The sequence below is a fragment of the Streptomyces sp. NPDC056738 genome, from assembly GCF_042790435.1.
GTDB lineage: Bacteria > Actinomycetota > Actinomycetes > Streptomycetales > Streptomycetaceae > Streptomyces.
Genome location: NZ_JBHTZF010000006.1, coordinates 299,593 through 320,318 on the forward strand (window position 1 = coordinate 299,593; position 20,726 = coordinate 320,318).

The window sequence follows — 20,726 nt, forward strand, 5'->3', positions numbered from 1 at the left end:
ACACCGGTGGCCCACGCACCACGCACCACGCACCACGCACCACGCCCCACGCCAAGGAGACCCGCCCGCGCCGGTGGCGGCACGCACCACGCCGAGGGAGACACGGTCCTTCCCGGGGGAGGCACGGTCGACGCCGGAGGGGCACGTTCACACCGAGGGGGCGCGGTGCCACGCCGGGGGGAGGGCCCGGTCGACGCCGAGGAGGCACCGTTCACGCCGACGCAGGCGTCGTCCGCCCCCAGGGCGGCCGTCCACGCCGAGCAGCGCCTACGCCGACGGAAGTCGCCCCGCACCGAGCGCGCGGCCCGGCCCACGCCGAGAAGAGCCCGCCTACGCCGGAGTCGGACCCGCGGGGGGCCCACCCGCCTCCGGGAACACCAGCCCCACGTCCTGCGCGAGCCGCCCCGCCGCATGCCGGAAGAACGGCTCCCGGTCCTCCACGACCCGGTTGAACTGGCCGAACAGCTCGAACCCGATCAGCCCGTAGAGCTGCGCCCACGAGGCCACCAGCGCCACCACCACCTCGGGCGGCAGATCGGGCGCGAGGTCGGCGGCCATCCGCCGCGCCTCCGCCTTCAAGCCGTCGGACAGCGGCGTACGGGCCACACCCTTGCCCCGGTACGCGTCCCGGACGACTCCGATCAGGAGCAGCCCGACCCGGGAGGCGGCCGGAACGGTCTCCTGCGGCGCGACGTACCCGGGGACGGGCGAACCGTAGATGAGCGCGTACTCGTGCGGATGCTCCAGCGCCCAGCGCCGCGCCGCCACGCACACGGCGATCCAGCGCTCGCGGGGTCCGGCGGCGGCCACCTCGGCGTGGGCCGACTCGGCCGCCTCGCCCAGCGAGTCGTAGGCGTCGATGATCAGCGCGGTCAACAGGTCGTCCCGGCTGGGGAAGTACCGGTAGAGGGCGGAGGAGACCATGCCCAGCTCGCGGGCGACGGCCCGCAGCGAGAGTTTGGCGGCACCCTCGGCAGCGAGCTGTCTGCGCGCCTCGTCCTTGATGGCCGCCGTGACCTCGATCCTGGCTCGGGCGCGTGCCCCTTGCGCGGTACTCATACGGTGCAGTGTCCCACGTTTTCAGAGCAGTGCACACAAACGAGAGCGGCGATCTGAAAACGGATCGATGCTCCGCGAGGGGATCACCCGTCACAAAAGAGATCGGCGCACAAAAACGAGAGCACTGCTCTTGCATTGGATCACCGATCCGATGCAGACTCTCCTCAAGCGAGAGCGGTGCTCACAAAACAGATCGGCGCTCTCATCAACTCGCCCGCCCCGAGAGGTCACCGTGTCCACACACGTCCAGAAGCCCGGCTGGTTCACCGTCAACGTCCTCAACCGTGCCGTGGCCTGGATCACCAAGCGCGGTCTGAGCCTCCGCGGCTCGCGCGTCCTGGCCGTCCGGGGCCGCAAGAGCGGTGAGTGGCGGACCACCCCCGTCAATCCGCTCACCCTCGACGGTCAGCGGTACCTCGTCGCACCCCGCGGTCACGTGCAGTGGACGCACAACATGCGGGCCGCCGGCGGGGGCGAGCTGCGCCTCGGCAAGAAGGTGGAGACCTTCACGGCGGTGGAGGTGGCCGACGACGACAAGGCGTCGATCCTGCGCGCGTACCTCAAGCACTGGAAGGCCGAGGTCGGCGTGTTCTTCGGCGGCGTGGGCCCCGACTCGTCCGACGAGGAGCTGCGGCGCATCGCTCCCGACCACCCGGTCTTCCGGATCACCGTCGAGCACTGACGCCGGCCGCGCCCTCTGCCGGACCCCGATGAACCCGACGAACCCCGTGAACCCCGGTGAACCCCGAGCCGTCCGACGCTTCCCGTCCGCCCCGGCAGTCTCCGGGCGTGTCGGGAATCGTCGGACAGGCTCGGGTTCCGCTCGCCTGCTCGCGGTCTTCGGCCCTCGGCCGGCTGCCCCTCAGCTCGCCGCCCCTCGGCTAGTCCTCCGCGCCTTCCGCCGTCTGGGGGCGGCGGTCGAGGCTCGTCAGAGCGCGCCCGACCATCGGGTGCGTCCGGATGATTTCCCCGAGCGTGGTGGAGCCGCGGGTGATTCCCGTGAAGGCCTTCCACACCGGGCGCAGTCCGGTGAGCCCGGCGTGGAACATGCCGGGGCGACGCTCGAAGGCTCCGAGCAGGCGCTTGCCGACGCTCATCTCGACACCGAGCCCGGCCTTGATCGCGAAGGCGTAGTTCAGCGCCTGGCGGCGGGCGTCCACGGCGTCGTGCGCCTCGGCGATCCGTACGGCCCACTCGCCCGCGAGGCGCCCGGAGCGCAGCGCGAACGAGATGCCCTCACGGGTCCAGGGTTCGAGCAGTCCCGCCGCGTCACCGCAGACGAGGACCCGGCCGCGCGACAGCGGCGAGTCGTCGGCGCGGCAGCGCGTCAAGTGGCCCGAGGAGATCGACGGTTCGAAGCCGGCGAGGCCGAGCCGGGCGATGAAGTCCTCCAAGTACCGCTTGGTGGCGGCGCCTTCGCCTCGCGCGGAGATCACGCCGACGGTGAGCGTGTCGCCCTTGGGGAAGACCCATCCGTAACTGCCGGGCATGGGGCCCCAGTCGATCAGGACACGGCCCCGCCAGTCCTCGGCGACCGTCTCCGGCACCGGGATCTCGGCCTCCAGGCCGAGGTCGACCTGGTCGAGCTTCACACCGACGTGGGCTCCTATCCGGCTGGCACTGCCGTCGGCACCGACGACCGCGCGCGCCAGAACGGTTTCTCCACCCTGCAGGACCACGGCCACGGTGCGCCGGTCCGGCACGGCCGAACCGTGTTGCTCGACGCGCGAGACCGTGGCCCCCGTCCGCAGTTCGGCGCCGGCCTTCTGCGCGAACTCGACGAGCTGCTGGTCGAATTCCGGGCGGTTGATGAGCCCGAACAGCATGTGCCGGGACCGCCGCGTGCGGGCGAACTTGCCGTCCATCGAGAAGGTGACCGCGTGCACCCGGTCCCTGAACGGCAGTTCGAAGCCCGGGGGCAGGGCGTCCCGTGAGGGGCCGATGATGCCGCCGCCGCATGTTTTGTAGCGGGGCAGTTCGGCCTTCTCCAGCAGCAGGACGCTGCGTCCCGCGACCGCTGCCGCGTAGGCGGCCGAGGCACCCGCCGGCCCTCCGCCGACGACCACGACGTCCCACACCTGCTGTTCGTCGTCCGCCGCACGCCGCTCGTCGTCCGCCGAAGAGTTCTCGCTGCTCACGTTGGTCTACTGCTCCCAGTCCAGCCGTCTGCCGCACCTGTCCCCCGCATCCTACGGCGGGCGTCATCGCAGGCCGCTGTGGGAGGATCTGCCACGGATGCGTCCTGTACACCAGTACGCATCACTCGATCATCTGTACATAGAAGTACAACGTCGCACCTACAAGGAGCGTGCCCATGTCGTCGAATCCGGTCGCCGAGACCGTCGCCTCGCTCATGCCGCGGGCGAAGGCGGAACTCGCCGAGCTGGTGGCTTTCAAGTCGGTGGCGGACTTCGACCAGTATCCGAGGAGCGAGAGCGAGGGTGCCGCCAACTGGATCGCGGACGCACTGCGCTCCGAGGGCTTCCAGGACGTGGCGCTGCTCGACACCCCGGACGGCACGCAGTCGGTGTACGGCTACCTGCCCGGCCCCGAGGGCGCGAAGACGGTCCTGCTGTACGCGCACTACGACGTGCAGCCGCCGCTGGACGAAGCCGCCTGGACGACGCCTCCGTTCGAGCTGGTGGAGCGCGACGGCCGCTGGTACGGACGCGGCAGCGCCGACTGCAAGGGCGGTGTCGTCATGCATCTGCTGGCGCTGCGCGCCCTGAAGGCCAACGGCGGCGTTCCGGTGCACGTCAAGGTCATCGTCGAGGGTTCCGAGGAGCAGGGCACCGGCGGTCTCGAGCGGTACGCCGAGGCGCACCCCGAGCTGCTGACCGCCGACACCATCGTCATCGGCGACGCGGGCAACTTCCGGGCGGGCCTGCCGACGGTCACCGCGACCCTGCGGGGCATGACCCTCGTACGGGTGCAGGTGGACACCCTCGAAGGCAACCTGCACTCCGGTCAGTTCGGCGGTGCCGCGCCCGACGCGCTGGCGGCGCTGATCCGCGTCCTGGACTCGCTGCGGGCGAAGGACGGTTCGACGACCGTGGACGGCCTGGCGGGCGAGGCCGCGTGGGACGGCCTCCAGTACGAGGAGCAGGCGTTCCGTGAGGACGCCAAGGTGCTCGACGGGGTGGAGCTCATCGGTTCCGGCACCGTCGCCGACCGGGTCTGGGCGCGTCCGGCCGTCACGGTGCTCGGGATCGACTGCCCGCCGGTCGTCGGCGCGACGCCGTCGGTGCAGGCGAGCGCCCGTGCGCTGATCAGCCTGCGGGTGCCGCCGGGCGTCGACGCCGTCGGGGCGACGAAGCTGCTGGAGGCGCACATCGAGGCGCACACGCCGTGGGGCGCGCGAGTACGCACCGAGAGTGTCGGCCAGGGCCAGGCGTTCCGCGCCGACACCTCCAGCCCCGCGTACGCGTCGATGGCCGAGGCCATGGGGGTCGCCTACCCGGGCCAGGAGATGCAGTCGGCGGGCATGGGCGGCTCGATCCCGCTGTGCAACACGCTGGCCTCGCTGTACCCCGACACGGAGATCCTGCTCATCGGTCTGAGCGAGCCGGAGGCGCAGATCCACGCGGTGAACGAGAGCGTCTCGCCGGACGAACTGGAGCGTCTGTCGGTCGCGGAGGCGCTGTTCCTGCGGAACTACGCGGCGAGCTGATCCGGCCAGAGCCGATCGTCCCCCGACGCGGCAAGGGCCCTCGCACGCAAGCGAGGGCCCTTGCCATGTCCGGTCGTTCCATGGCCGGTGGATCACGGCGCGCGAATTCCGACCGTCGCCGGGCCACGGGCGCGTACAGAGCGGCTACGGGGTCCGTACGAAGCAGCCGACGCGGGTCCGTACGGAGCAGCCGACGCAGGCCCCTGCGGCGCAGCCGCAGGCAGGTGGGCCGTACGAAGCAGCCGACGCAGACCCCTGCGGAGCAGGCCGCCGACAGGACCGTACGGAGCGGCCGAACGAGTGGCTCGCAGCGGCGATGTCAGCCGAGCGGCACTCCGGCCTCCAGGTACAGCGCCGCGCCGCGCTCACGGGCCCGCAGGGCCCAACGGAGGCGTTCGTAGCGCACGGGTGGCAGCAGGTCGGCCGCCTCCTGCTCGGTGACGAACCGCCAGCCGCGCAGTTCCGGTCCCGGCAGCAGGAGTCCTCGTACGGCCTGTTCGTCGAGGCGGCCGCCGTCGAAGAGGAGCCGCAGACCGCCGTAGCCGGGCGGTGTGGGGGTCTCCCAGTCGACGACGAGCAGCGTGGGCACCTCGTCGAGGGTGATCCCGGTCTCCTCGGTTACCTCGCGCATACCGGCGCGGGCGGGGGCCTCACCGGCCTCGACGACCCCGCCGGGGAACTCCCATCCCGCCTTGTACGTCGGGTCGACGAGCAGGACCCGGTCATCGTCGTCGAAGAGGAGCACTCCGGCGGCGACCGTCTCCGCGGTGGGTTCGGGAGTCTGCACGATGTCGCACACGGGCGCCTCGCCGGTGCGTACGGCTTCGGCGACGCGCAGGGCCGACTCGTACGGGGTGAGCGCGCTGGTGTCGACCGGGTGGGCGTCGGCCGTGAGCCACGGGAGCGCGGCGCGGTAGGGCTCGATGTGGTCGTAGGACCACTGGCGGACGCGCATCTCGCCGTCGGGGAGGTCCGGAGGTACCTCCCGCCCGGCTATTCGCTCCCGCAGGATCGTTTCCGCCGGAGCGAGGAGCACATGGTGCACGGGGATCCGGCGCGCGGCGAGGCCGCCGAAGATCTCGTCGCGGTACTCCTGCCGCAGCAGGGTCATGGGGACGACGAGGACGCCGCCGAGTTCGGCGAGCAGGGCGGCCGCGGTGTCGACCACGAGCCGGCGCCAGATCGGCAGGTCCTGGAAGTCGCCGACCTCGGCGAGGTGCTTGGCCGGGAGCAGCTGCGTGAGTGTGGCCCCGACGATCTCGGGGTCGAAGAGCGTGCTGTTCGGGATCAGCTCGATCAGTTCCCGTGCGGTGCTGGTCTTTCCCGCACCGAACGCACCGTTGATCCAGACGATCACGATTCCCCCTCTTCTGTGGCCCCCTGAGGCTTGCCCGCTCCACCCTGCCACGGAAACCAGCCGCTGATGAGGGCGCCGACAAGGCGACGCCGGTGCCCCGTGACGGGGACACCGGCGCGGCGCGGGGGCCTTCAGCTCTCCTGGCCGCCCAGGGCGCCCTCGTCGACCGCCAGGCTGTCGGTGCCGACGGTGTGGTCGAGCGAGCTGAGCGTGTCGTTGACGTTCAGGTCGTTCAGGGCGTCCCCGCTCAGGGCGTGGGACGGGGTGATCGCCGCGACGACGAACCCGGTGGCCAGGGAGGCGATGGCGAGCATGCTGCGCTTCTTCATGCCCGGTTCAACTACGCAGACCGGACGGAGTCACGGGTGGACCGGACACGTTCATCCGGTCCGCTCGATCCGGCCGGGTGGGTGAGGAGTGCCACCTGGTCCCCTGACGTACCCGAGAGGCGGACCGGAGGAGCTGATTCCTGCACCCGCAGCCGGAATCCGGCGCGAAGGGCCGTGCCGGTACATCGATGCCCGTCGCCACTAACCGCCGCATCTCCGTCCAACAGCGACGGGCTGATGCACCGGCACGGCCCCGACCCACCACCGGACGGCTGAGGCCCGGCGAACTATCTGAGCTGGTCGGCGGAATCCCCGAGTTGGTCGGCGGAATCCCCGAGCCGGTCGGCGCCCCCGGGTCGCGTGTGTACGAAGCGACCCGGGACCGGAGGATCAGACGTGTGCCGTAGCCGTCCGCGAGCGGCGGGTGAGTGCCGCCGCGGCCGCGCCGACCAGCCCGGCGTCGGTCCCCATCAGGGCGGGCGTCACGGTCAGGCGGCGGACGAAGGACAGCGTCGCGTAGTCGGCCAGGGCCCGGCGCAGCGGCGCGAAGAGCACCTCGCCGGCCTTGCCCACTCCCCCGCCGATCACGGCGATGTCGATCTCGACCAGGGTCGCGGTCGCGGCGATGCCCGCCGCGAGGGCCTGCGCGGCCCGTTCGAAGGAGGCCACGGCGACCGGGTCGCCGGCGCGGGCCGCCTCGGCGACCGCGGCGGCCGAGGTGTCGCCGTCGGGGCCGGGCCGCCAGCCCGCCTCCAGGGCGCGCCGGGCGATGTTCGGGCCGCTGGCGATGCGCTCGACGCAGCCCCGGGAGCCACAGGGGCAGAGATCGCCGTCCAGGTCGACGCTGATGTGCCCGATGTGGCCCGCGTTTCCGGTGGGGCCCGCGTGGAGCTGACCGTTCAGGACGAGCCCGCCGCCCACGCCGGTGGAGACGACCATGCACAGCGCGTTGTCGTGGCCGCGGGCGGCGCCCTGCCAGTGTTCGGCCGCGGTGATCGCGACGCCGTCGCCGATCAGCTCGACGGGCAGTCCGCCGGCGGCCTCGGAGGCCCGCTCGACCAGCGGGTAGCCGCGCCAGCCGGGGACGTTGACGGGGCTCACCGTGCCGGCGGAGGCGTCCACGGGGCCCGCGCTGCCGATGCCCAGGGCTCCGGCGCCGCTCCACAGCGGGGAGACCGCCAGTTCACCGATGACGTCCTCGACGGCGCGCATCACGGTGTCGCCGTCCTCCTGGGCGGGCGTCGGGCGCTGCGCGCGCAGGACGATCCGGCCGTGGCCGTCCACCAGCGCTCCGGCGATCTTGGTGCCGCCGATGTCGAGCGCGGCCACGAGGTCGGTGTGCATCAGTTTCAGGTCTCCCATGGGGTGTGGTGACGGGCCCGCCGCGCCGCGGGTCCGGGTCTCCGGCCGGGGACGGTTCGGGATCGGGCCCCGTCGTACGCCGCGCGGAGTGCGCCGACGGACCCCGGGGACCGTGCGCCCTGGGGAAGACGCAGGCCGGAGATTGCGGTGGACAGTGTCTCCCGCATCTGACAACGTTGTCCAGGCTCTATGCTCGACGCCACATCCTCATACAACCCCATGGACCTACGCATCCCCGTGGACGACAGGACAGGACAGCACATCGTGGCCGAGACCGCCCGCCGATCCGAGAACCGCTACGGCAACCGCCCGACGATGAAGGACGTGGCGGCGCGTGCGGGAGTCGGTCTGAAGACGGTCTCCCGCGTGGTCAACAGTGAGCCGGGGGTCACCCCGGACACGGAGCGGCGCGTCCAGGAGGCCATCGAGGCGCTGGGCTTCCGCCGCAACGACAGCGCCCGGGTGCTGCGCAAGGGCCGTACGGCGAGCATCGGGCTGGTTCTGGAGGATCTGGCGGACCCGTTCTACGGTCCGCTGAGCCGCGCGGTCGAGGAGGTGGCGCGGGCGCACGGGGCGCTGCTGATCAACGGGTCCAGCGCGGAGGACCCGGAGCGCGAGCAGGAGCTGGTCCTCGCGCTGTGCGCGCGCCGGGTGGACGGGCTGGTCGTGATCCCGGCCGGCGACGACCACCGCTATCTGGAGCCGGAGATGAAGGCGGGCGTCGCCACGGTCTTCGTGGACCGCCCGGCGGGGCGGATCGACGCCGACGTGGTCCTGTCGGACAGCTTCGGCGGCGCCCGGGACGGTGTCGCCCACCTGATCGCCCACGGCCACCGGCGGATCGGCTTCATCGGCGACATGCCGCGCATCCACACCGCGGCCGAGCGACTGCGCGGCTACCGGGCGGCGATGGAGGACGCGGGGATACCGGTCGAGGACGACTGGATGTCCCTCGGCGTCACCGACCCGCAGCGGGTGCGCAAGGCGGCCGAGGACATGCTGTCGGGCCCCTCCCCGGTCACGGCGGTCTTCGCGGGCAACAACCGTGTCACCGTGACCGTCGTGCGTGTCATCGCCGAGCGCGGTCGCCCGGTCGCCCTGGTCGGCTTCGACGACATCGAGCTCGCCGACCTCCTGGAGCCCGGCGTCACCGTCGTCGCCCAGGACGCCGCGGCCCTGGGCCGCACGGCCGCCGAACGCCTCTTCCGCCAGCTCGACGGCAACCTCATCGCCCCCGAACGCATCGAACTCCCGACCCGCCTGATCACCCGCGGCTCGGGCGAACTGCCTCCGGCGGATTGAGCGCGCCGTGCAGCGGGCCCTCTATGAGGACGGCTTCCGGTTCCTTACGATGACCGCGCACACGTCATCCCCGGGCAGCCATCCGACGGCGAAAGGCCTGACGGCACAGTGGACGATCGTACGCTCGAAGCACTCGGACTCTCCGAGGCCCCACGCGAACATCCCCTCAGCTATCCAGGCGCCTGGCCCGTTGAATCCGGGCTGTTGCACCAGAACCGTCTGCTGCGGCTGACGCCGAAGCCGCAGCGGCGTCTGGCCAAGTGGCTGGTGGAGCAGCCACCCGACGGCTTCCGCCGCGGTGCCACGGGAGGCGCTCCCGTTCCTCTCAACTACGCCCTGATGAGCGCCAACCAGACCCTCGTGGGTGACCGCTTTCCGGTCATCTCCATCGGCTCCAACGCCTGCCCCGCTCAACTGCGCCACAAGATGGAGGGGGCCGGCGTCTCGTCGACGATTCCGATCGTGAAGGCACGTGTCACGGGGATCGGGATCGGTGTCTCGGCGTACGTGAGTCCGCTGGGATACGTCTCGTCGTCACCCTTCCACGCGCCGGGCGTGTCGCGGGATCTGTTCATCACATGGCTCGACGCCGCCCAGTTGGAGATCGTGGACGCGAGCGAGGGGATCTCCGATCCCCGCGGCGAGTACGACCGGGTGCTGCTGCCGTCCGACGACTTCCGCATGGAACTGGCATCGGGGGAACTGCTCGGCACGGCCTACCTGTACGTGCACCGGTACGGGGTCATCCATGACGGGACGGGCGCGCCCCGAACCCACCTCGGGGAACGCCGTCTCCTCACCGACCTGCTCTCGGAGTCGGCTCAGTTGAGGGAGTGGTTCGGCGAGACACCCGAGGAGTTCAGCAGGCGAGCACGGGGCAACGAGCAGCTCTGTGAGAAGGGCACGCGCCTGTTCGCCGACGAGGAGCGGGTGACGGACTCCGGCCTGCGCCAGTACGTCACCGCCGAGCCCTCCCGCATCGTGTACGACGACATCCGCCCGGCCAACTCCCTGCCCACCGGCGCCTTCCACACCGGGCGCACCCCCGATTCCTTCGACCAGCGCGGTGCCGGAGTGGTCCGCTTATCGAGCGCGGTCTCTGCCGCCCTGGGAGACCCCCAGTTCGCCGTCGTCCAGAACGCCCAGATTCCCGAGGCCCGCCACGAGCGGCTCGGCGCGCTCGCCACCGTGATCGTGGCTCCCGACATACCCGCGCAGGAGGAGGGCCGGATCGAGGTCGATCATTCGCTGCGGGTCGGCGTGGGTCTCGAACCGGGCGAGGCGGTCACCGTGCGCGCCGCGCATCTGCCCCGGACCCGTCGACGCTGGCAGGAGACGTTCTTCGGCCACGTCAACTACGTGACCTGCCGTGTGCAGGACGGCGACCGGGCCAGCGCCGAGCAGGAGGTGTGCCTCCTGGACACTCTGACGCTCGAACTGCTCGGTGTCTCCAGCGGGGACGAAGTCGTCCTGGAAGGATTCCCCGGCGCGGACGGCGTCGTGCCGGTTCTCCAGCTCAAGGCCATCCGCACCAGCGAGGAAGTACAGGAGCGCCGCAAGGAGCTGCACGGCGGCGACATGACCAGCCGGTATCCCAGCTCGCTCGACGCCCTGGGCACCTTTCCCGATCTCCCTTGGGTGTTCCTCGACCGCAGGCTGTGGTCGGGCCTCGGGCTGGACGGTCAGTGGCTGGCGACCGTGCGGATCAGGTGCAGTCGCTCCTACCAGCTCAAGAAGGAACTCCGGGAAATGGTGTTCCTCCTGGGCATCGCCTTCATCGGCGTCGTGACCGTGCTCAACAGTGTGGTCTGGCAGGCCACCAGCCTCGCGGTCCTGGTTCTCCTCGTGGGGTTCGTGGTCAACGTACGCCTGCGCAGCCGCCTCAATCAGCGCGCCAAGCGCATCACGTCCCGGCGGACCTAGGATCCGGATCCGGCACTGCCTCCGCGCACCGGCTACCGCCCCGCCCCCGTCAGATCCCCCCGTCGCGGCCCCGCGAAGCCCTCCAGTTCGGGGCGGGTCAGGCCCGACTCCCGGGCGACCTCGCCCGGGTCCAGGGCGCCGCAGTCCAGGCCTCGGAGGAGGTAGCCGCTGAGGGCCTTGGCCGTGGCGGGTTCGTCCAGGACGTCGCCGGGGGCGTGGCCCGCGTAGCGGGAGAGGCGGGCGGCGGCCTGTCGGAAGCCTTCGCGGTAGAAGGCGAAGACGGCGGCGTAGCGGGTCGGGATGTGGGCGGGGTGCATGTCCCAGCCCTGGTAGTAGGCGCGGGTCAGGGCGCGGCGGGTGAGGCCGTAGTGCAGGCGCCAGGCGTCGTGGACCTTCTCGGTGGGGCCGACGGGCAGGACGTTGGTGGAGCCGTCCGAGAGGCGTACGCCGGTGCCGGCGGCGGCGACCTGCATGATCGCCTTGGCGTGGTCGGCGGCGGGGTGGTCGCTGGACTGGTGGGCGGCGGAGACGCCGAGGCAGGCGCTGTAGTCGAAGGTGCCGTAGTGCAGTCCGGTGGCGCGGCCCTCTGCGGCCTGGATCATCCGGGCGACGGTGGCCGTGCCGTCGGTGGCGAGGATGGCCTGGCTGGTCTCGATCTGGATCTCGAAGCCGATCCGGCCGGGTTCCAGGCCGCGGGCCTTCTCGAACTCCTCCAGGAGCCTGACCATGGCGGTGACCTGCCGCGCGTACGTCACCTTGGGCAGGGTGAGGACGAGCCCGTGGGGCAGGCCGCCGGCCTCCATCAGGCCCGTCAGGAAGATGTCGAGGGTGCGGATGCCCCGGTCGCGGACCGCGGCTTCCATGCATTTCATGCGGATGCCCATGTACGGGGCCGCGGTGCCGTTCTCGTACGCCTCGGCGACGATCCGGGCCGCGCGGGCCGCCGTGGCGTCCTCCTCGGCGTCCGGGCGGCTGCCGTAGCCGTCCTCGAAGTCGACGCGCAGGTCTTCGACGGGTTCGCGTTCCAGCTTGGCCCGGACGCGGTCGTACACGGGTCCGGCGAGTTCGTCGGCGAGGCCGAGGACGGCGGCGAAGGTCGCGGCGTCGGGGGCGTGTTCGTCGAGGGCGGCGAGGGCACGGTCGCCCCAGGAGCGGACGGTGTCGGCGGCGAAGGCGTCGCCGGGGACGTACACGGTATGGACGGGCTGGCGGGTGCCGGGGTCTCCTGGATAGCGGCGTTCCAGTTCGGCGTCGACCGGGGCGAGGGAGGCGCCGATCGCTTCGGTGACGGCCCCCGACAGGCTCGTCGTCACCGTGTCCTGCTGACCCTTACCCATCCGACAGCCTCCTGCTTTCCGCAGTACGGAATCAACAATCTGTTGAATGAAGTTATCCGGCGGGCTTCCCGCGGGTCAACACCCTCGTGGACCACGGGACACGCCCCGGCCCCGCCGCGTTCACTCCCGTCCCGGTCTCCCGGGGCAGACTTTCCCGGTTCCTTGTTCCCCTCCGGTGGTGCGCGCCCCGTCCCGACTCGCGAGCGAAGGAGCACACGTGCCCGACTCCAGGAGAGTGACCCGGCGCACCGGGCTGAGAAACGCGGTGGCCGCCGCGGTCGTCCTGCCCCTGCTCACCCAGGCCCGGGCCTCCGCCACCCGGCGGCCCGGCCCCCGCCCCCGTCTCGACGTCATGACCTACAACCTGCGCTTCGCGAGCGACGTCGAGCCGAACAGCTGGCCGGTGCGCCGTCCGGTGATGCGTGAACTCCTGCGCCGTACGTCGCCCCATGTCATCGGCACCCAGGAGGGCCTCTACCAGCAACTCCTCGACATCGAGGCCGACCTCGCGCCGCACTACAAGTGGATCGGCACCGGCAGGGAGGGCGGAAGCGGCGACGAGTCCGTGGCGATCTACTACGACACCCGGCGCCTGGCCCCGCTGGCACACGACACGTTCTGGCTCTCCGACACCCCCCGGGTGATCGCCTCGAACACCTGGGGCGCCGCGCTCCCCCGCATCGCCACCTGGGTACGCTTCCGCGATCTGCGGGACGGCGGGCGGCAGTTCCACGTTCTCAACACCCACCTGGACCACGCGAGCCAGTACGCGCGCGTACGGGCCGCCGCGCTCGTCGCCGAACGGATCGCGCGGTTCGATCCGTCCCTGCCGTGCCTGGTCACCGGGGACTTCAACGCGCATGCGCACCGGAACGAGGTCTACGACATCCTGCTGGGCGCCGGACTCACGGACACCTGGGACACGGCCGCCTCACGGAGCCCGCTCTACGCGACCTTCCACGGCTACGCCCCGCTGACGCCGGACGGCGACCGCATCGACTGGATCCTGGCGGGCCCCGGGACCGAGGTGGCCCGGGCGTCGATCGACACCTTCTCGCTGCACGGCCAGTTCCCGAGCGACCATCTGCCCGTACGGGCCTCACTGACCCTGGGATGACGAGCCTCGCCACCCCCGGGACGGACGAAGGCCCCCGCGACCGGTGCGGTCGCGGGGGCCTTCCTCAGCGCTTGGGGATCAGCCCTTGCGGGACTTGATCTCCTCGGTGAGCTGCGGGACGACGTCGAAGAGGTCGCCGACCACTCCGTAGTCGACCAGGTCGAAGATCGGCGCCTCGGCGTCCTTGTTGATCGCGACGATCGTCTTCGAGGTCTGCATGCCGGCGCGGTGCTGGATGGCGCCGGAGATGCCGGAGGCGATGTAGAGCTGCGGCGACACCGACTTGCCGGTCTGGCCGACCTGGTTGGTGTGCGGGTACCAGCCGGCGTCGACCGCGGCACGCGAGGCGCCCACGGCGGCACCGAGCGAGTCGGCGAGGTTCTCGATGACCGAGAAGTTCTCGGCGCCGTTGACGCCACGGCCGCCGGAGACGACGATCGCGGCCTCGGTCAGCTCGGGACGGCCGGTCGACTCGCGCGGGGTGCGGGCCGTGACCTTGGTGCCGGTGGCCTTGTCGGAGAAGGTGACCGCGAGGGCCTCGACGGCGCCGGCGGCCGGGGCGGCCTCCACGGCGGCCGAGTTCGGCTTGACCGTGATGACCGGGGTGCCCTTGGAGACACGGGACTTGGTGGTGAAGGAGGCGGCGAACGCGGACTGCGTGGCCACCGGACCCTCGTCACCGGCCTCCAGGTCGGTGGCGTCGGTGATGATGCCCGAGCCGATGCGGACCGCGAGGCGGGCCGCGATCTCCTTGCCCTCGGCGGAGGACGGGACGAGCACGGCGGCCGGGGAGACGGCCTCGTACGCGGCCTGGAGCGCGTCCACCTTCGGCACGACGAGGTAGTCGGCGTACTCGGCGGCGTCGTGCGTGAGGACCTTCACCGCACCGTGCTCCGCGAGCGCGGCGGCGGTGTTCTCGGCGCCGGAGCCGAGGGCGACGGCGACGGGCTCGCCGATGCGGCGGGCCAGCGTCAGCAGTTCGAGGGTGGGCTTGCGGACGGCACCGTCCACGTGGTCGACGTAGACGAGAACTTCAGCCATGGGAATGCTCTCCTGCGGATTGCGAAGTCTGAGGGGCGGTAAGCGGGGTGGGCCTTGGCCGCGGAGACGGTCCGGAGGCACGCCCCGGACCCTCGGCGACTAGATGAACTTCTGGCCCGCGAGGAACTCAGCGAGCTGCTTGCCGCCCTCGCCCTCGTCCTTGACGATCGTGCCGGCGGTGCGCGCCGGACGCTCGGTGGCGGTGTCGACCTTGGTCCACGCACCCTCGAGACCGACCTCGTCCGCCTCGATGTCGAGGTCGGACAGGTCCCAGGACTCCACCGGCTTCTTCTTGGCGGCCATGATGCCCTTGAAGGACGGGTAACGCGCCTCGCCCGACTGGTCGGTGACCGACACGACCGCGGGGAGGGAGGCCTCGAGCTGCTCGGAGGCGGTGTCGCCGTCACGGCGGCCCTTGACCACGCCGTCCTCGACGGAGACCTCGGAGAGCAGGGTGACCTGCGGGACACCGAGGCGCTCGGCCAGCAGCGCCGGGACGATGCCCGCGGTGCCGTCGGTGGAGGCCATGCCGGAGACGACCAGGTCGAAGCCGGCCTTCTCGATCGCCTTGGCCAGCACCAGCGAGGTGCCGACGGCGTCGGTGCCGTGCAGGTCGTCGTCCTCGACGTGGATGGCCTTGTCGGCACCCATGGACAGCGCCTTGCGCAGCGCGTCCTTGGCGTCCTCGGGGCCGACGGTCAGCACGGTGATCTCGGCGTCGTCCGCGTCCTCGGCGATCTGCAGCGCCTGTTCGACGGCGTACTCGTCGAGTTCGGACAGCAGGCCGTCCACGTCGTCACGGTCGACGGTCAGGTCATCGGCGAAGTGCCGGTCGCCAGTGGCGTCGGGCACGTACTTCACAGTGACAACGATCCTCAAGCTCACGCCGGCTCTCCTACTGCATCGTCATTTCTGGGCTGCCTTCTTTCAGGCAGCATAGGCGCCTGAAGCGGCCGATCCCGGTCGGGGCGGCCCGCGCTCCGAACGAAATATTACTCACCAGTACACCCAGTGGGCGCACACTAAGCAAGCGCTTTGGACTGTGACCTTCGCAACGCTGCGTAACCAGCGAGTAGAACCGGTGAGTAGCAAACCCACTGCCCCCGGCCTGCGGGTTCAGTCACGCAGGCCGTTGAACCGCCCCTGGTGGTACAGGAGGGGGCTGCCCGCGCCCGAGTGATCGCCCAGCACGACCTCCGCCAGGACGATCCGATGGTCGCCGGCGTGCACCCGCGCCACGACACGGCACACCAGCCAGGCCAGGACGCCGTCCAGTACGGGAACTTCCTCGGGCCCCTTACGCCAACGGGTGGGCGCGCCGAACCGGTCGGCGCCGCTGCGGGCGAAGGTGGCGGCCAGCTCCCGCTGGTGTTCGCCGAGCACGTGGACGCCGACGTGCCCGGCCTCGGATATCGCGGGCCAGCTCGACGCGCCGGTGCCGATGCCGAAGGAGACGACCGGGGGCTCGGCCGAGACCGAGGTGAGCGAGGTGGCGGTGAAGCCGACGGGACCGCGGGCACCCGAGGCGGTGATCACGGCCACACCGGCCGCGTGACGCCGGAACACCGATCGCAGCAGATCGGGTGATGCGGGCCGTGGGGTGCCGAGGCCGGGCGTGGCCGTCATGGAGCTGTCCTTCTGCGAGTGCCGGCGTGAGGTTCGCGCCGCTCGGGCGGAACCGGGGGCGGGAGACGGTCCTTGGCCGGTCAACAGCCCGGACCGCGCGCGCCCGCGGTGCGGGGCGGGTCCGTGTCGGCGAGCTCGGGGAGAAGGCTGTGCGGTGACATACGGTCAGGCTGACGAGAGGCGGCGGGCGCAGTCAAGGGCGTACGCGCATGTGGGAGATGCCTCACCATGATCGCCACCGGTCAGACGGCCTCGCCGAGCGCCGCGATGACGTCCGCCTTGCGTGGCTGCCCCGCCGCGCGCCGCACGATCAGTCCGTCGGCGTCGAGCACGAGCACCGTGGGTGTCTTGAGGATGCCGAGATCGCGTACGAGGTCCAGGTGGTCCTCGGCGTCGATCTCCACGTGCGACACGCCGGGGACCATGCCGGCCACCTCGCCCAGCACCTGCCGGGTGGCCCGGCAGGGGGCGCAGAAGGCGCTGGAGAACTGCAGGAGCGTGGCCCGTTCCCCGAGGGCCTGCCCCAGCTCCGCCGCGCCGAGCCGCTTTCCTCCGTCGCGCCCGCTCACCCGCACCCTCCCGCTCCGCCGCCGGTGCAGCACTCCGAAGACGCTCGCCGCCGCGAGCACCACCACGCACACCACAAGTCCGCTCATCACATGCACAAGCATTCACGAGACCGCAAAGATTCCCGGGGCCGGGAGGCGTCGTTCGTGCGGAATGCTTGATTCATGGACATCGATGCGAGAGGGCCGCGGTTCGGCGCGGCGGTGACGGCGGTCGTGCTGGCGGTCACGCTGATCACCGGGAGCGTCTGGCTGCTGGCGTGGCAGACGCTGGCGTTCGCGCTGGGCGCGGCGGGCGGCGTGACGCGCTCGCCGTACGGCTGGGTCTTCAGGAAGGCCGTACGGCCGCGGCTCGGCCCGCCGAGCGAGTTCGAGGCGCCGGAGCCGCCGCGGTTCGCGCAGGCGGTCGGGCTCGGCTTCGCGGTGGTGGGTCTGATCGGCTGGACCGTGGGGCCGGGGTGGCTCGGGTCGGCGGCCACCGCGTGCGCCCTCGCGGCGGCGTTTCTCAATGCGGCGTTCGGGTACTGCCTCGGATGTGAGATGTACCTGCTCGTACGGCGTGTGACGGTACGCGCAAAGTAAAGGCGTGTTAAAACCCCGAGGTGGATCAAGGGGCGACGTGACGAGGATCTCGCCGCTACCCGGCACCAGGACTGGCCACCCGTCCGTTCTTCGGGCACGATCTGCGCATTGCCGTAAACCTACGGCAGCGTAACTTTCCCGCCGGGAGACCCCTTCCCAGGCAGAGAGAAGGGTCCACCCCGTCCATGGCAGAGCTTGTCTACCGTCCCGTCGTCGGCCTCGCCCAGACACTGTTCAAGGCGTGGGACCTCAAGATCGACTGCCAGGGATCGGAGAACATTCCGCGCTCGGGCGGTGCCGTGCTGGTCAGCAACCACATCAGCTACCTGGACTTCATCTTCGACGGTCTGGCCGCTCTGCCGCAGAAGCGCCTGGTGCGCTTCATGGCGAAGGAGTCGGTCTTCCGCCACAAGATCTCCGGTCCGCTGATGCGGGGCATGAAGCACATCCCGGTGGACCGCGCCCAGGGCGAGACGGCGTACCAGCACGCGCTGGAGTCGCTGCGTTCCGGTGAGATCGTCGGCGTCTTCCCCGAGGCGACCATCTCGCAGTCGTTCACCCTGAAGAGCTTCAAGTCCGGTGCAGCGCGCATGGCCCAGGAGGCCGGCGTACCGCTCATCCCCATGGCTCTGTGGGGCACGCAGCGGCTGTGGACCAAGGGCCACCCGCGCAACTTCAAGCGCAGCCACACCCCGATCACCATCCGGGTCGGCGAGCCGGTGGAGGCCCCGAAGGACCAGTACGCGGGCGCCATCACGCGGCGGCTGCGCGAGCGGGTCCAGGAGCTGCTCGAATCGGCCCAGCGCGCCTATCCCGTACGCCCCAAGGGTCCGGATGACACCTGGTGGATGCCGGCCCACCTCGGCGGAACCGCGCCGACCCCCGAAGAGGTGCGCGCGGCCGAGGCCCGCTGACCCCTCCCCCTCCGACCGTGAGGGACGCTTCCCCGCCTCACAGCGCGAGGGGAAGCGTCCTGAGCAGGGACGCCCGGCCCGGGGCCGCTTTCATGGCGCCGATGACGGCCGGGTGCGGTGCGGCGTACAGCCCCGGATAGTCCTGCTCGCCGAGGTCCGGGTCGGGCGCGAAGGCGAGCCGTTCGCCGTCGAGCGAGAAATGGGCGTCGACCCCGGGCTTGTTGCCCCGCGGGTCCTGCCGGTGCCAGGCGCCGTCGAGGCGTACGGCCACGAGCCCGTGCAGCACCTCGAACCTCTGGTAGCAGAACGCGGTGGGGATGTCCTCGGCCCGCAGGAGCGCGGCGAGCGCGTGCGCCTTGGCATGACAGATGCCGGTGCGCTGCTCCAGGACGTCGGAGGCACGCCAGGTGACCCTCGGGTCACCGGAATCGATCGAGTGAGGGATGGCGTCCCGAACGAATTCGAACGCCGACCGCGCATAGGCATACGAGTCGACGGATCCCTTGGCGAGCCGTGCGGCCGTCTCGCGGACGAGTGGATGGTGATGGTCGACCACCTCGTCGGCGGCCAGATAAGCGGACAGGTCGCTTGTCTCCTGGATCAGCTCCATGCCCGTAGAGCATAGGAATGCGACCACCCGAGAGTCAATGACTTTTCGGATGGTCGCATATCTATGCACTCTGTTCGGTGCCGGCCCCGCTACTGCTGGGCCATCTCCTCCTTGAGCGCGGCGACGAACCCGTCGACGTCGTCCTCGGTGGTGTCGAAGGCGCACATCCAGCGGACGTCGCCCGCCGCCTCGTCCCAGAAGTAGAAGCGGAAGCGCTTCTGCAGTCGCAGGCTGACGTCGTGCGGGAGCCGCGCGAAGACCGCGTTGGCCTGGACCGGGTAGAGGATCTCCACTCCGTGCACGGCGCGGACGCCCTCGGCCAGGCGCTGGGCCATCTCGTTGGCGTGCCGGGCGTTGCGCAGCCACAGATCCTTGGCCAGCAGCGCCTCCAACTGCACCGACACGAAACGCATCTTGGAGGCGAGCTGCATCGACAGCTTGCGCAGGTGCTTCATGTGGCTGACGGCGTCCTGGTTGAGGACGACGACCGCCTCGCCGAACAGCGCCCCGTTCTTGGTGCCGCCCAGGGACAGGATGTCCACGCCGACCGCGTTGGTGAACGTCCGCATCGGGACGTCCAAGGAGGCGGCCGCGTTGGATATCCGGGACCCGTCCAGGTGCACCTTCATGCCGTGCGCGTGGGCGTGGTCGCAGATCGCGCGGATCTCCTCGGGCGTGTAGAGCGTGCCCAGTTCGGTGTTCTGGGTGATCGAGACGACCTGCGGCATCGCGCGGTGCTCGTCGTCCCAGCCGAACGCCTGCCGGTCGATCAGTTCGGGCGTGAGCTTGCCGTCCGGCGTGGGCACCGTGAGCAGCTTGAGGCCGCCCATGCGCTCGGGGGCGCCGCCCTCGTCGACGTTGATGTGCGCGCTCTCCGCGCAGATCACCGCGCCCCAGCGGTCGGTGACCGCCTGGAGCGCGACCACGTTCGCGCCGGTGCCGTTGAAGACCGGGAAGGCCTCCGCGCCGGCACCGAAGTGACTGCGGATGATCGTCTGGAGGTTGTCCGTGTACGCGTCCTCGCCGTAGGCGACCTGGTGCCCGCCGTTGGCCAGGGCCAGGGCGGCGAGCACCTCGGGGTGGGCCCCCGCGTAGTTGTCGCTGGCGAAGCCGCGGACGGCCGGGTCGTGATGACGGCGGGCGTCGGTCTTCGGAGGGTTCACGGCTTCTCGGTCAGCCACAGGCGCTTTCCGTTCACTTCGGCGGCGGGCTTGTCCCAGACGCCGACGATGGACTCGGCCAGTTCCGTGACGTCCGTGAAGCCCGCGAACTTCGCGTTCGGTCGCTCGGCGCGCATCGCGTCGTGCACCAACGCCTTCACGACCAGGATGGCAGCGGCGGAGGTCGCGCCGTCGGCGCCCTCGGCGATGCCGGCCTTGCGGAAGTAGTCCGCCATGGCCAGGGTCCAGGCCTCGGCGGCGGCCTTGGCCGCGGAGTAGGCGGCGTTGCCGGCGGTGGGGTTGCTCGCGCCCGCGGCGCTGATCAGGACGTACCGGCCGCGCTCGCTGGCCTGCAGCGCCTCGTGGAAGGCCAGCGTGGTGTGCTGCACCGTGCGGATCAGCAGGAGTTCGAGCAGGTCCCAGTCGTCGAGGACCGTCTTGGTGAAGGTCTCGCTGCCGCGCCAGCCGCCGACGAGGTGGACGAGCCCGTCCACCCGGCCGAAGTCCTTCTGGATGCGCGCGGACCAGTCACGCGTGGACTGGAGGTCCAGCAGGTCGACGGTGTCGCCGACGACCGTCGAGCCGCCGTGCGCGTAGCGGGCCGCGTCGACGGCCTCCGCCAGCCGCTCCGCGTCGTTGTCCGCGCCGATGACGGTCGCGCCGGCTTCGGCCAGCCTGAGCAGCGCCGCCCGGCCGGCGGGTCCACCCGCGCCCGCCACCGCGATCACCGCACCGCTGAGAGCCCCGTTCCCCATGGTCTTCGCCTCCTGA

General features: G+C 71.2%; 19 protein-coding genes and 1 pseudogene. 7 read left to right on the forward strand and 13 right to left on the reverse strand.

Going from position 1 to position 20,726, the window contains the following annotated elements; all coding sequences use genetic code 11:
• Positions 1-330: 330 nt before the first annotated feature.
• A complete protein-coding gene (locus ACFRIC_RS18330; RefSeq protein ID WP_382786695.1) occupies positions 331-1,059 on the reverse strand; it encodes a TetR/AcrR family transcriptional regulator in 729 nt (242 codons plus the stop codon).
• Positions 1,060-1,291: 232 nt separating this feature from the next.
• Between ACFRIC_RS18330 and ACFRIC_RS18335 the strand changes: the two genes are divergently transcribed.
• On the forward strand, positions 1,292-1,741 hold the full coding sequence (locus tag ACFRIC_RS18335) for a nitroreductase family deazaflavin-dependent oxidoreductase (RefSeq protein WP_382786698.1): 450 nt from the start codon (positions 1,292-1,294) through the stop codon (positions 1,739-1,741).
• A 199-nt stretch (positions 1,742-1,940) separates the two neighbouring features.
• Here ACFRIC_RS18335 and ACFRIC_RS18340 read toward each other — a convergent pair whose 3' ends face one another.
• Positions 1,941-3,197 carry a geranylgeranyl reductase family protein gene (locus ACFRIC_RS18340; RefSeq protein ID WP_382786701.1) on the reverse strand — a complete coding sequence of 419 codons (1,257 nt, stop codon included), beginning with the start codon at positions 3,195-3,197 and terminating at the stop codon, positions 1,941-1,943.
• A gap of 176 nt (positions 3,198-3,373) precedes the next feature.
• Here ACFRIC_RS18340 and ACFRIC_RS18345 point away from each other — a divergent pair, with 176 nt between their 5' ends.
• A complete protein-coding gene (locus ACFRIC_RS18345; RefSeq protein ID WP_382786704.1) occupies positions 3,374-4,729 on the forward strand; it encodes a dipeptidase in 1,356 nt (451 codons plus the stop codon).
• A 319-nt stretch (positions 4,730-5,048) separates the two neighbouring features.
• Here ACFRIC_RS18345 and ACFRIC_RS18350 read toward each other — a convergent pair whose 3' ends face one another.
• The 3 genes from ACFRIC_RS18350 to ACFRIC_RS18360 form a co-directional block, all read right to left on the reverse strand.
• Positions 5,049-6,089, reverse strand: coding sequence for an NUDIX domain-containing protein (locus ACFRIC_RS18350; RefSeq protein ID WP_382787232.1), 1,041 nt, complete (start codon positions 6,087-6,089; stop codon positions 5,049-5,051).
• 128 nt (positions 6,090-6,217) lie between these two features.
• Positions 6,218-6,415, reverse strand: coding sequence for a hypothetical protein (locus ACFRIC_RS18355; RefSeq protein ID WP_382786707.1), 198 nt, complete (start codon positions 6,413-6,415; stop codon positions 6,218-6,220).
• 390 nt (positions 6,416-6,805) lie between these two features.
• Positions 6,806-7,759 carry an ROK family protein gene (locus ACFRIC_RS18360; RefSeq protein WP_382787234.1) on the reverse strand — a complete coding sequence of 318 codons (954 nt, stop codon included), beginning with the start codon at positions 7,757-7,759 and terminating at the stop codon, positions 6,806-6,808.
• Positions 7,760-7,996: 237 nt separating this feature from the next.
• Between ACFRIC_RS18360 and ACFRIC_RS18365 the strand changes: the two genes are divergently transcribed.
• Together ACFRIC_RS18365 and ACFRIC_RS18370 are read left to right on the forward strand one after the other, a co-directional pair.
• Complete coding sequence (locus tag ACFRIC_RS18365; RefSeq protein ID WP_382786709.1) at positions 7,997-9,079, forward strand: LacI family DNA-binding transcriptional regulator; 1,083 nt, start codon at positions 7,997-7,999, stop codon at positions 9,077-9,079.
• A 108-nt stretch (positions 9,080-9,187) separates the two neighbouring features.
• Positions 9,188-10,048, forward strand: a pseudogene (locus tag ACFRIC_RS18370) (hypothetical protein); the annotation flags it as partial.
• 986 nt (positions 10,049-11,034) lie between these two features.
• Here ACFRIC_RS18370 and ACFRIC_RS18375 read toward each other — a convergent pair.
• On the reverse strand, positions 11,035-12,339 hold the full coding sequence (locus tag ACFRIC_RS18375; RefSeq protein WP_382786712.1) for a DUF6986 family protein: 1,305 nt from the start codon (positions 12,337-12,339) through the stop codon (positions 11,035-11,037).
• Positions 12,340-12,556: 217 nt separating this feature from the next.
• On the opposite strand from ACFRIC_RS18375, the gene ACFRIC_RS18380 reads away from it, so the two are divergent.
• Positions 12,557-13,456: an endonuclease/exonuclease/phosphatase family protein gene (locus ACFRIC_RS18380; RefSeq protein ID WP_382786714.1), complete on the forward strand. Its 900-nt coding sequence runs from the start codon at positions 12,557-12,559 to the stop codon at positions 13,454-13,456.
• 78 nt (positions 13,457-13,534) lie between these two features.
• On the opposite strand, the gene ACFRIC_RS18385 is transcribed toward ACFRIC_RS18380, so the two are convergent.
• The 4 genes from ACFRIC_RS18385 to ACFRIC_RS18400 form a co-directional block, all read right to left on the reverse strand.
• Complete coding sequence (locus ACFRIC_RS18385; protein WP_361680899.1) at positions 13,535-14,497, reverse strand: electron transfer flavoprotein subunit alpha/FixB family protein; 963 nt, start codon at positions 14,495-14,497, stop codon at positions 13,535-13,537.
• 99 nt (positions 14,498-14,596) lie between these two features.
• The gene (locus tag ACFRIC_RS18390; protein WP_361680902.1) at positions 14,597-15,382 is read right to left on the reverse strand and encodes an electron transfer flavoprotein subunit beta/FixA family protein; all 786 of its coding nucleotides are present in this window, start codon (positions 15,380-15,382) and stop codon (positions 14,597-14,599) included.
• Between the two features lie 231 nt (positions 15,383-15,613).
• Positions 15,614-16,123, reverse strand: a complete 510-nt coding sequence (locus ACFRIC_RS18395; RefSeq protein ID WP_382786718.1) for a flavin reductase family protein — start codon at positions 16,121-16,123, stop codon at positions 15,614-15,616.
• A 242-nt stretch (positions 16,124-16,365) separates the two neighbouring features.
• Positions 16,366-16,779, reverse strand: coding sequence for a TlpA family protein disulfide reductase (locus ACFRIC_RS18400; protein ID WP_382786721.1), 414 nt, complete (start codon positions 16,777-16,779; stop codon positions 16,366-16,368).
• A 75-nt stretch (positions 16,780-16,854) separates the two neighbouring features.
• Here ACFRIC_RS18400 and ACFRIC_RS18405 point away from each other — a divergent pair, with 75 nt between their 5' ends.
• Together ACFRIC_RS18405 and ACFRIC_RS18410 are read left to right on the forward strand one after the other, a co-directional pair.
• Positions 16,855-17,271 (forward strand): DUF4395 domain-containing protein, encoded by a 417-nt coding sequence (locus ACFRIC_RS18405; RefSeq protein ID WP_382786724.1) that lies wholly within the window; start codon positions 16,855-16,857, stop codon positions 17,269-17,271.
• A 185-nt stretch (positions 17,272-17,456) separates the two neighbouring features.
• Positions 17,457-18,185: a lysophospholipid acyltransferase family protein gene (locus ACFRIC_RS18410; RefSeq protein WP_382786727.1), complete on the forward strand. Its 729-nt coding sequence runs from the start codon at positions 17,457-17,459 to the stop codon at positions 18,183-18,185.
• Between the two features lie 37 nt (positions 18,186-18,222).
• Here ACFRIC_RS18410 and ACFRIC_RS18415 read toward each other — a convergent pair whose 3' ends face one another.
• From ACFRIC_RS18415 to ACFRIC_RS18425, 3 genes are all read right to left on the reverse strand, one after another.
• A complete protein-coding gene (locus tag ACFRIC_RS18415; RefSeq protein WP_382786730.1) occupies positions 18,223-18,795 on the reverse strand; it encodes a transglutaminase domain-containing protein in 573 nt (190 codons plus the stop codon).
• 89 nt (positions 18,796-18,884) lie between these two features.
• Entirely contained in the window at positions 18,885-19,958 is a 1,074-nt protein-coding gene (locus ACFRIC_RS18420; protein ID WP_382786732.1) for a threonine aldolase family protein, read from the reverse strand.
• Positions 19,955-20,710 (reverse strand): SDR family NAD(P)-dependent oxidoreductase, encoded by a 756-nt coding sequence (locus ACFRIC_RS18425; RefSeq protein WP_382786734.1) that lies wholly within the window; start codon positions 20,708-20,710, stop codon positions 19,955-19,957. The genes ACFRIC_RS18420 and ACFRIC_RS18425 overlap by 4 nt, the downstream gene beginning before the upstream one ends.
• Between the last annotated feature and the right edge of the window lie 16 nt (positions 20,711-20,726).